Below are 11525 nucleotides of genomic sequence, written 5' to 3'. Positions count from 1 at the left end.
GAATTGTCACTGCGATGGTGACTCCATTTAATGAACAAGGACAGATTGATTACAACGATGTTACGAAGCTTGTGAATCATTTAGTTGGAAACGGGAGCGACTCACTAGTTGTTGCCGGTACGACGGGTGAATCCCCAACACTGTCCAAAGAAGAGAAAGTCTCTTTATTCAAACATGTGATTCGCATTGTTGACGGGCGAATTCCGGTCATTGCCGGTACGGGCAGCAACAATACGAATGCATCCATCGAATTAACGCAGGCAGCAGAAGAAGCTGGAGCAGACGGAATTATGCTCGTTACACCATACTATAATAAACCATCACAAGAAGGCATGTACCAGCATTTTAAAGCAATCGCTGAAACGACAGCTTTGCCAATCATGCTCTATAATGTACCCGGTCGGACGGTTGTCAGTCTCATGCCAGAGACAACAATCCGCCTTTCACACCTACCCAACGTGGTCGCCATTAAAGAAGCGAGCGGAGATTTGGATGCAGCCTCAATGATTATTGAGAACTCCTCAGACGGCTTCGACTTGTACGGCGGAGACGACAGCATGACATTACCGCTTCTCTCCATCGGTGCTAAAGGAGTTGTATCTGTTGCCGCCCACATTATTGGGAAGAACATGGCACAAATGGTTCAACAATTCTTGGATGGTAACAATACGACCGCAGCGAAGCAACACCGTGAATTGCTACCCATTATGAGTGCAATGTTTATGGCACCAAACCCAGTTCCGGTAAAAGCTGCACTAGAAATGCAAGGCATCATCTCAGGCGATGTACGGTTGCCTATGATTCGACTTTCCGACGAAGAAAGCCATATGCTTTACAGCATTTTGCAACCAAACGCCACATTTTATGTGAGCTAATCTAGCGTAAAGAGCGACCATTCGGTCTGCTCTTTACTTTTGTGATTGGAGGGATGGTTATGCTCCGCCAAATGGTTATTGCACCGATTCGCTTTTATCAAAAATTCATATCTCCTGCCACCCCACCTACATGCCGGTTTCAACCGACTTGTTCTCACTATGCATTGGAGTCGGTGCAAACACACGGTGTCGTTAAGGGACTACTCCTCGGCATCGTACGCATTCTAAAGTGCCACCCATTTCATCGCGGAGGATTTGATCCTGTCCCTCCAAAAAAAGAAAAAACGGCACTATTCGTGAGTGCCGTTTTTTAATGAATGGACTACAACGGTTTTTCAAACACGTCACGGTTAAATGACGTAAGTGTTTCGACCCTGAGTCCGTAATTAACACTGATTCCGTAATCTCTACACCGAAGTCATCGAACCAAATGCCGGGCATAAGATGAAACGTCATGCCTGGTTCTAAAAGAGATCGATCCCCTTTTCGAAAACTGATTGTATGCTCTCCCCAATCTGGAGGATAACTTAAGCCAATTGAATAACCTAACCGCGATGCTTTAATGAATCCGTGCTTACCAATCGATGTACGCCAAACTTCTTCCACCTGTTCTGCGGTTACACCTGGTTTCATTTGCGCCAACGTTTCGCTAATGCCTTCGGTAACCACTTTTCCTACTTCTCTTACAGATTCAGGTGCTTTTCCTAGAGACATCGTTCGTGCCAGTGGTGTATGATATCGCTGATAACAGCCAGCGATTTCCAATGTTAGAAAATCCCCTTCAACGTACTTTCTGTCTGTCCACGTTAAGTGAGGGCTTGCCGTGTTTTTTCCTGTCGGTAGCATCGGAACGATTGACGTGTAATCTCCACCGAACTCTTTTGTTCCACTCACTTGAGCGTGGTAGATGGCGGCAGCCACATCATTTTCCCTAACACCAACATTTACCGTATCATAAGCCGATTGCATTGCATTTTCTACGATTTTCGCTGCTTTTCGCATGTACCTGATTTCTTCATCGCTTTTGATCACGCGAACCCAATTGACAATCGTGCTCGTATTCTTAAACTCCGCATCCGGTAAACCGTACGTGATGCGTTCATGACACATCGCTGTGTAATAGAACGCATCCATTTCTACACCAATTTTCCGTTGGCCTTGACCGAGGTCAGTAAGAATATTGGCGACAAAATCCATCGGGTGTCTGATGGTCGATTGTACGAACTCATCCGGATAAGGAATAATTCTTCGTTGGTCAAGCCACGTCGTCGTGCGAGCACTATGAGCATCCATTTCCCGTCCAATCCAAATCGGTTCTTCTTCATCAATTAACACGAGTACTACTTGGTGAACGTAAAAACTCCACGCATTGTATCCCGTTAGATAACAAAGGTTTGATGGATTGGATAATATTAGTACTTCAACGCCATACTCGAGCATTTTCTGCTTTGTTTTATTCATTCTGAGTTGATACTCTTCTCTAGGAAACATAATTGGCCAGCACTCCTACTTCGTTGTGGAATTCGTGAAAAAGCTATTCTTCAATTTCTGTGAAGCAGACGACTCTTGGTTCAGTCATTTCATGGAGTGCAGACAGAACCCCTTCTCGACCTAGACCTGATCCTTTTGTCCCACCAAAAGGCATGGCGTCAATTCTAAAATCACTGCTGTCATTCACCATCACGCCACCGACATGTAATTTTTGAATGGCGTAATGTGCGTTGGATAAAGAAGCCGTGAAAATACCGGCTTGCAGTCCATAGTTCACATCATTCGCGACTCTTACTGCTTCTTCCAGGCTTTGAAATGACTCGATCATTGCAATCGGTCCAAAGATCTCTTCCTTATACAACAGTGTATCTTTCGGCACATCGGTGAGCAATGTTGGCTCTAAATAGTTGCCATGCAACACGCCCCCACATAAAAGGCGAGCGCCTTTGTCGATCGCTTCATCAATGCGGTGAATCATCCGCTCTGCTTCTTTTTCATTGATTAACGGACCGACATCATCGGTTTCACGCATCTTGTCTCCAAATGCTAGTCGAGACGTATGGTCCGTCACTTGTTCAGTGAATGTGTCAATCACGTCCTCATGCACAATCATACGCTGAACACCTAAGCAATTTTGACCAGCTGATGCGAAAGCGCCGTCACAGCCGCCTTTGCAGCAACACTGATGTTCGCATCTTTACAAACAATAAGCGGGGAATTGGCCCCTAATTCCATACCTATTTTCTTTAGCCCGGCTTGCTTTGCTAACGTTTCCCCCGTTTTAAGTCCACCGGTGAAACTAATTAAACGAACATCAGGATGTTCAATCATCGGAGGGATCACTTCACTCCCCCGACCTGTAACGACGTTTAATACATGATCTGGAAGCCCAGACTCTTGAAATTTCTTCGTTAACCAAAGAGCTGAAAGAGGTGTTTCTGTCGCCGGTTTTAAAACAACAGCGTTACCCCCTGCAATTGCTGGACCAATCTTGTGTGCGACGAGGTTAAGTGGGTCATTAAATGGCGTAATCGCACCGACGATCCCGATCGGAAACATGAATGTATACCCATGCCGATGAGCATTTCCAGGCATCTGGTCGAAATTGACTGTTGATCCGGTTAACCTTCTTGCCTCTTCAGCACAAATCTGCAACGTTTCTGCCGCTCTACGCGCTTCTTTACGGGCTTCAGTAATCGTCTTAATACCTTCAGATGCAATGATTTCTGCGATATCTTCACGCTCTTCAAGAATGAGGCGAGATACATTCATTAAAATATCCATACGTTCTCGCACCGTAAGCGCTGCTGCAATCTCTCGACCGAGTACAGCCGACTGCAACGCCTCCACCATGTCTTCTTTCTGTCCATTCGGCACATACCCGATCGTCACTCGTTTACCTGGGTCTTGTACTTCAATCATCTCGGTTTTTTGTTTCCACTCGCCTGAAATAAACATCGCTTGTTCTTTTTCATTAATTCCGATCATTTCTTACACCCCTAACCTATTAGAATTCAATTATCGGATAGACAAAATGTCAATGAGTACAGCAAATCCTGTCTCCGTAATTCCCGCTCCTGCACCAATAAGTGTTACATTTCCAGACAAGTCGCACTGATACGTTACCGCATTCATCGGTCCATTAATTTGCGCTAAAGGATCATCTGCGGTAAGTAATTTCGGCTCAACTCGAGCCGTTACGACGCCACCATCGTTTTCTACAACACCGAGAAGTTTCCATACTTGATTTGAATCTTTTGCCTTCTTAAAATCTTCCGTGTGAGTTTCGTGATACCCGTGCAAGGAACGTCATTTCGCGTAAGGCTAGCACCGAGTAGAACATTCGCTAAAATGACGACCTTTCCTTGAACATCATACCCTTCAACGTCGTTCGTTGGATCGGCTTCGGCATACCCTTTTTGTTTCGCAATATCAAGCTGTCCTCATAGCTCATGCCACTCGCCATGTCTGTAAGCATACTGTTTGTCGTACCGTTTAATATGCCTTCGATGCGTGTAATCGTATTTCCTTTCAGTGTCATAAGTGGCATACGAAGCGCAGGCGTACCACTCATAACCGTTCCTTCAAACAGAAATTCAACGCCTTTTTTATCCGCGGCTTCTTTCAGTTGTTGATAGGCTTTAACGATGGGGCCTTTGTTTGTCATCACCACGTGTTTCCCCGCTTCAATTGCTGTTTTACAATGAGTGATTGCGGGCTCTCCAGTCAAAACATCTGTAAATGTTAGCTCAACGATAATGTCAGCATTCGTTTTCTCGATTGTTTTCACTGCATCCCAATCGGATTTTATTGCCTTCTGATTCTTGTAGTGTTCGAGTGTTCCATCAACGTCTAAACTTTTAAATACTCCCCCCATATCGAGCCCGTCATCATCGTGTAATGTACCTTTGTATAGATCGTTGATCGACACGATCTCAATGTCTTGTTGATGGTGACTGATTAGCTGTTCTTGTTTCTCGGATAACAGGTTGGCGAAGCTTGACCGACTCCGCCAAAACCAATAATCGCAACTTTTTTCTTCATGAGCACTCTCCTGTTATTGAGTTACTGTAATGGCTTTCATCGCTTCTTCAAGGTCTGCTTTTAAATCTTCAAAGTCTTCAATGCCTGCAGAGTACCGAATGAGCCGTCAGGGATGCCGAGCGCTTTTCTTTCCTCTGGTGAAGATTCGACATGACTCGTTGTTCTTGCGGGTCCAACCGTTGTTTCGACTGCACCAAGATTTGCCGCACGATTGGCAAATTTCAATTTCGGAAGCATCTCTTTGACCGCATCCATACCACCGTGTAATGAAAAACTAAACATTCCGCCAAATCCGCGCATTTGTTGTTTAGCAATATCATGGTTAGCATGATCGGTAAGCCCCGGGTAATACACCGATTCTACGAGTGGGTGCGCTTTTAAATATTCCGCTAATTTCCCTGCGTTTTCTGTTTGTTTCCATACGCGCAGATGAAGAGTCTTCATGCCTCTTATGAGTAAATAAGCAGCCATCGGTCCATCGTTGCCCCGTTAATTTCTCGGTAATGATACACCCGATCAACGAGCACTTCATCTCCGCATAGCACACCGCCAAGCGCGTCAGCGTGCCCACCTAGAAACTTCGTAGCAGAGTGAATGACAAGGTCAGCCCCAAGTTGCAGTGGGTTTTGTAACACCGGCGTCGCGAATGTATTGTCAACAACGACAAGAGCTCCTGCCTCTTTTGCTGCTTCGGCAATTTTCTCAATATCTGTAATCTTTACTGTCGGATTCGTCGGTGTCTCAAGATATACGACTTGGCAACCTTTATTTATTTCTTCAATCATCTCATCATGATTGCCTGTTTCACACAATGTGATATCGATATCTAGACGTGGAAGAAACTCACTAAAGATCTTGTTCGTGCCTCCGTACGTATCTTTAATGCTTACAATGCGGTCTCGAGGCGTCAAAAACGTAAGCAACGTATTGCTAATTGCGGCCATTCCTGTTGAAAAGCTCGTTGCAGACTCTGCGCCTTCTAGCTGTTTCACTTTGTCTTCAAAGCTAGCGACAGTTGGGTTTGTATTGCGACCATAGATATGACCTTCTGCGTTTCCAACCGCCACTTCATACCAATAATCAAGATCGTCGTACGTATACGCAACACTGTGTACGACCGGTACTTGGCTCGCGCCGTGTACCCGATACTTTTCTTCTCCTGCCCATACCGTTTCCGTTGCAAATGATGGTTGTTTACGTGTCATTCTATCCACTCCTCAATTCATCAAACGATTTAACTCATTGAAAATTCGGACGAAAAGATACTAAAAAAAGCGTAAGAAAAGAGGAAGACAGTAGCGTCACCTCTTTGGTCTTACCCATCTATAAAGTTTCCCTTTACTTACTGTACCTTACCTTTAGTTCTTCTAACTCTTTAGCGCTTCATCCCCAAATGAATCATTTCGTTCTTTCATTCGGGCAATCTCATCATCAACAGCGGATTGCAAACTATGCTCATAAGAAGGCAGATCATCGGTAAACGATTTTACTGTGACCGTGGGTACCACGCTTTCTCTTTATGTGCAAGTGCATTGCGTTGATGAAACAAAGGGACATCGGTGGCGAATCCTTGATGGAGGTCGCCTTGCAGTGGATGCTTGATGACCGCTTCAACTTGAAGTAGCGTTTGGTCGCGCCTCTCTTCCATAGGCGTACCTGCATAGACCCCTGTTTTATACTTTCCGGTTACGTACACCAGATCACTCCCTTCAGAACAACTCATCTCTTGATGACTTTTTTACCGTAATTTCACTTCTATCATACGTGATGACGTGAGCATTGTTCAAGATGTTAATAAAAAAATGCATAAAATGTTTTCGTTTTGACACCCTAAGCATCAGGAGCATCCGGTTAATACGGTATGTGAAATTATGAAAGGCCGTGCGCTTATGCAATTGTTTATCCAACGTCTGTCTAACCGAACCATTAAATCACTGATTAGTATCGCCGTTTGCGTTGTTCTCTGTCGTGCATTGCACTTGCCTCCTGGGTTTGCCGTCATTACAACGTGTTTAGCTTTAGAGGCTACAAGTCTTGATGCAGTTCGAAACGGGGCTGTCCGTTTAGGCTCTGCTTGTCGGGGTGTCGTTTGCCCTCTTTTTCTACTACTCCCTCGGTGCCCATCCATTTTGGTACTTGTTTGCGATTAGTGTTTTACTTCTCGGTACGATGCAGTTGCAAGTGAATAAGCGCACCCTTATTGCTTCGATCTCTTTATTTGCGATGATGCCGACGATGTTTGATCAACATATTGATGATTACAGTGTACGCGTTATGAGCTCGATGATCGGCATTATGATTTCAACAGTCGTAAACATCTTTGTACTTCCAAATAATTTCATGCCAGAACTAAAAAAACGCCACGATCGTCTTTTTCAAGAACTCAAAGCGCTACCGTCTTTATACGTAAACGGGAAACATCCGTATGCGAGAGAAAAAAACCGGACGAGACTTTTGAAGAGCGTCCAAGAGTTCGAACGAATGGCAACGTTGCAACGAAAACAATGGCAGCTTCGTCCTCCTGAAAAAAGTGAGATGAGGAAATTACTCTATTTTTCTCATCAACAACGCCAAGTGAGAACTCTTGTGCTTGACCTTTCGCAACGAGCGGGAGCGAAGACGGCTCCGTACTTAATTCAGTTTGCAGCTAACGTTCCAAAGCATTTGCATAAACTTTCTAAAGACGAACGCGGACAAGTGATTCAATGGTTGCTCCGAAAAGAGAGTACCATTCCACCCGCTTATTTGAACGATTACCACCTCATCATGCGCACATTATTTCTTTTGGAGAGAACCGCCGTATTCTCGAAACAATCTGCCGAGCGTAGACAAGCGGGTTGAGAAAAGTTGGGTAGAGAACGAACCGAAGCCGAGGAGGGTACCCTCCTCGCTTCGGTGTCTTCTCCTACCGTTTATGGTAAAATCGTATCTCCCATCAAGTAACGGTCGCACTCACGAGCCGCTTCTCGCCCTTCATGAATCGCCCATACGACAAGGCTTTGACCTCTACGATTATCCCCTGCAGCAAATACACTCGGAACATTCGTATTGTACTTACCATACGGGGCATCAATCGTACCACGGTTTGTTACTTTTACTTGCATCTGTTCAAGCAACTCTTGCTCTGGTCCGGTAAAGCCGATCGCTAGTAAAACAAGATCAGCATCCCAAACCTTTTCAGTTCCAGGAATCGGTTTTCGAATTTTGTTCCATCTTCAAAAATGGTTTCGGCTTGGACGGCTTCTAATCCAACAAGGTTATTGTCTTCATCTGTTACAAACGCTGTCGTAAACCATTGATATGCTCGTGGGTCTTCACCGTAAACCGCTTCCGCTTCTTTATGACCATCTTCTTTCGCAAACGTCATTGGGAACAACGGCCACGGGTTATTGTCCAATCGAATGTCTTCTTTAATCTTATTAATATCAAACTGGGTAATCGACTTCGCCCCATGTCGAACAGACGTTGTAATGCAGTCAACCCCAGTATCGCCCCCGCCAATAACAATTACATTTTTATCTTTAGCGGTAATGTATTCTTTATTTTCATGGTTTGAATCTAGCAATGACTTCGTGTTTTGTGTGAGAAAATCCATCGCAAAATGAACACCATTTGCCTCTTTGCCTGGCACGTCGCCAACACCTCGAGGTACTTGAGCACCTGTGCAAAGAATGACAGCAGAATAATCATTGTTCAATTGCTCCCACGTGATTGTCCGTCCAATTTCTTCATTCGTCTTGAACGTAATCCCTTCTTCTTCGAGCAACCGGACTCTTCTCATGACCGTATCATACGGCAATTTCACGTCCGGAATCCCATACGTTAATAGACCACCAATGCGATCATCTTTCTCGTAAACAACGACGGTATGCCCTGCTTTATTCAGTTGGGCAGCAGCGGCAAGTCCTGCAGGACCTGAACCAACCACCGCGACGCTTTTTCCTGTTCTTTTTTTCGGTGGCTGAGCTTTCACCCAGCCTTCTTTAAACCCACGCTCAATAATTTGCCACTCAATGGATTTAATGGCGACGGGATCGTCATCAATGGCAACCGTACAAGACCCCTCACACGGAGCTGGACACACCTTTCCGGTAAATTCCGGGAAATTGTTTGTTTTGTGAAGCCTCTCCAACGCTTCATACCATTTGCCTTGATAGATCAAATCATTCCATTCGGGAATGAGGTTATATACCGGACAACCAATTTCATCAGAACCTGGGATGCTCGTACCTGCCTGACAAAACGGGATCCCGCAATCCATACAACGAGCGGCTTGTGACTCAATCAGTTCTTTTGACGGTGTCAAATGGATGTCTTTCCAATCTTTTGATCGTTCCACTGGATCTCTTTTTGGCGGAGCTTCTCGTTTAATCTCCATAAAACCAGTCGCTTTTCCCACTGTGATCCCCTCCTGTTCTTACGGTACTATTTAACCGCCGCTTTCTTTTGCTGACTTTGGTCAAATGCTGCCATAACGGCTTCTTCTTCTGAAATGCCTTCTTTGATCGATGTTTCAATCGCTTTTAACATATTGCGATAATCGGTAGGGATCACTTTTACGAAGTTCGCTACTGTCCGCTCCCAATCACGAAGCAACCGCTCGCCTAGCGGACTGCCAGTAACCAAAGCGTGCTTTTCAATCAGTTCTTTTAACTCCGTCACATCTTCATCTTTCACTTCATCTAATTCAACGAGAGCACGATTGCAATGTTTTTCAAATGACTGTTCAGGGTTGTATACAAAAGCCGTCCCCCCTGACATACCTGCAGCAAAGTTCTTACCTGTTTCTCCAAGAACGACAACCGTCCCGCCAGTCATATATTCTAACGCGTGGTCTCCTACACCTTCGACAACAACACGAGCGCCACTATTTCTCACGCAAAAACGTTCGCCAGCGATGCCTGAAATGTACGCTTCTCCATTTGTTGCACCGTATAGCGCGGTGTTTCCAACGATAATGTTTTCCTCAGGCTTGAGTGGTGCCGATTCATGAGGGTGAACATAAATCTTTCCCCCTGACAAACCCTTTCCGATATAGTCATTGCTGTCACCTATAAGGCGAAGCGTCATGCCTTTCGGGATAAATGCCCCAAAGCTTTGGCCTGCGGAACCAGAAAACGTTAAGTCCAACGTATCTTCCGGCAGTCCATCCATGCCATAACGCTTAGAGATCATGCTTCCAATTACCGTACCGACCGCACGATTTATACTCCAAATTGGATAGCTTTGCTCGACTTTCGTTCCGTATTCAATCGCTTCTTCACAACTTTCCATCAACATCGTTACATCGAGTGATTCATTCACAAGATGTGTTTGTTCAAGATGCCCGATATGTTTTTGCTGATTTTCTGTCTCAGGTCGATAAAGCAATGAAGCAAGGTCCACCTGTTTTGCTTTTTCATTCGTGATGTCTGTACGTTGTTCTAACAGATCGGACCGACCAATCATATCATCAAGCTTTGTAAACCCTAGTTCTGCCATGATTTCTCGCATTTCTTCAGCAACAAATGTCATGAAGTTCACGACATGATCTGGATTTCCAGCAAAGCGCTTGCGTAATTCCGGATTTTGGGTCGCAATACCGACTGGACACGTATCGATGTGACAGACGCGCATCATCACACATCCTAAAACGACGAGCGGAGCTGTGGAAAATGCATATTCTTCTGCACCAAGCAGCGTTGCTGTAATAATATCTTTACCTGTCATCATCTTGCCGTCTGTCTCTAACCTTACACGTTCCCGGAGACCATTTAGCACAAGTGTTTGATGAGCATCAGCCAACCCAATCTCCCATGGAAGTCCCGTATGCTTAATCGATGTACGTGCAGCTGCACCTGTACCCCCATCATAGCCACTAATGACAATTCCATCCGCACGACCTTTTGCGACACCGGCGGCGATCGTACCGACACCTGTACCCGATACAAGCTTCACACTAATCCGCGCGGCAGGGTTTGCATGTTTCAGGTCATGAATGAGTTGAGCCAAATCTTCAATCGAATAAATATCGTGGTGTGGCGGCGGCGAGATCAGACCAACGCCTGCAGTCGTTCCGCGCACTTGCGCGACCCAAGGGTACACTTTGTTTCCCGGCAATTGTCCACCTTCACCTGGCTTTGCGCCTTGCGCAATTTTGATTTGAATTTCATCGGCATTCACTAAATAATGACTCGTTACGCCAAAGCGGCCGGATGCCACTTGTTTAATCGCACTACGTCTTAAATCACCATTTTCATCAGGAGTAAAGCGTTCTGGGTCCTCCCCACCTTCTCCTGTATTCGATCGCCCACCAATCCGGTTCATCGCAATGGCTAAAGATTCATGCGCCTCTTTCGATATGGAACCAAAGCTCATTGCACCCGTTTTGAAGCGTTTGAAAATCTCTTCAACCGGTTCAACTTCATGCAATTGTACAGATGGACGGTCTTTCTTAAATGCGAGCAGACCTCGAAGTGTTGTTTGCTTCTCTTCTTGCTCGTTAATGGAACGACTATAGGCTTTAAACAATTCCTGGTCGTTTGATCGACAAGCTTGTTGGAGCATATGAATCGTGTGGGGGTTAAATTGATGCTCTTCCCCATTTCTTCTCCACTGATGGTCGTCACCGTCTGG

At 45.3% G+C, this 11525-nt stretch carries 3 protein-coding genes and 7 pseudogenes; 3 read left to right on the top strand and 7 right to left on the bottom strand.

Annotated elements, in window-relative coordinates:
* The first annotated feature begins 2 nt into the window (after window positions 1-2).
* Window positions 3-875, top strand: a complete 873-nt coding sequence (dapA, locus tag JCM19037_RS03200) for a 4-hydroxy-tetrahydrodipicolinate synthase (RefSeq protein ID WP_152548921.1) — start codon at window positions 3-5, stop codon at window positions 873-875.
* 71 nt (window positions 876-946) lie between these two features.
* The gene (gene yidD / locus JCM19037_RS26590; RefSeq protein WP_373900288.1) at window positions 947-1189 is read left to right on the top strand and encodes a membrane protein insertion efficiency factor YidD; all 243 of its coding nucleotides are present in this window, start codon (window positions 947-949) and stop codon (window positions 1187-1189) included.
* 124 nt (window positions 1190-1313) lie between these two features.
* Here yidD and JCM19037_RS03195 read toward each other — a convergent pair.
* The 5 pseudogenes from JCM19037_RS03195 to kapB all read right to left on the bottom strand — a co-directional run.
* Window positions 1314-2315, bottom strand: a pseudogene (locus tag JCM19037_RS03195) (M24 family metallopeptidase); the annotation flags it as partial.
* Between the two features lie 94 nt (window positions 2316-2409).
* Window positions 2410-3788 (bottom strand): annotated as a pseudogene (locus JCM19037_RS03190) (aldehyde dehydrogenase family protein).
* A gap of 96 nt (window positions 3789-3884) precedes the next feature.
* Window positions 3885-4743 (bottom strand): annotated as a pseudogene (locus JCM19037_RS03185) (homoserine dehydrogenase).
* 180 nt (window positions 4744-4923) lie between these two features.
* A pseudogene (locus tag JCM19037_RS03180) lies at window positions 4924-6115 on the bottom strand (cystathionine gamma-synthase family protein).
* Between the two features lie 162 nt (window positions 6116-6277).
* A pseudogene (gene kapB / locus JCM19037_RS26585) lies at window positions 6278-6558 on the bottom strand (sporulation phosphorelay system protein KapB).
* A 223-nt stretch (window positions 6559-6781) separates the two neighbouring features.
* Between kapB and JCM19037_RS03170 the strand changes: the two are divergent.
* Window positions 6782-7751: pseudogene (locus JCM19037_RS03170) on the top strand (aromatic acid exporter family protein).
* Between the two features lie 71 nt (window positions 7752-7822).
* Here JCM19037_RS03170 and JCM19037_RS03165 read toward each other — a convergent pair.
* Window positions 7823-9309, bottom strand: a pseudogene (locus tag JCM19037_RS03165) (glutamate synthase subunit beta).
* Between the two features lie 26 nt (window positions 9310-9335).
* Window positions 9336-11456 carry a glutamate synthase-related protein gene (locus JCM19037_RS29100; RefSeq protein ID WP_307189711.1) on the bottom strand — a complete coding sequence of 707 codons (2121 nt, stop codon included), beginning with the start codon at window positions 11454-11456 and terminating at the stop codon, window positions 9336-9338.
* Between the last annotated feature and the right edge of the window lie 69 nt (window positions 11457-11525).

Source organism: Geomicrobium sp. JCM 19037 (genome assembly GCF_000698105.1).
Taxonomy (GTDB): domain Bacteria; phylum Bacillota; class Bacilli; order Bacillales; family Marinococcaceae; genus Geomicrobium_A.
Note: the sequence above shows the minus strand (reverse complement) of the source record. Positions and strands in the feature narration are given on the sequence as shown.

What these genes read in the sequence shown, in the direction of transcription:
- JCM19037_RS29100 (WP_307189711.1), bottom strand. Translation starts at nt 11,456, where the DNA reads ATGCTCCAACAAGCTTGTCGATCAAACGACCAGGAATTGTTTAAAGCC.
- yidD (WP_373900288.1), top strand. Translation starts at nt 947, where the DNA reads ATGGTTATTGCACCGATTCGCTTTTATCAAAAATTCATATCTCCTGCC.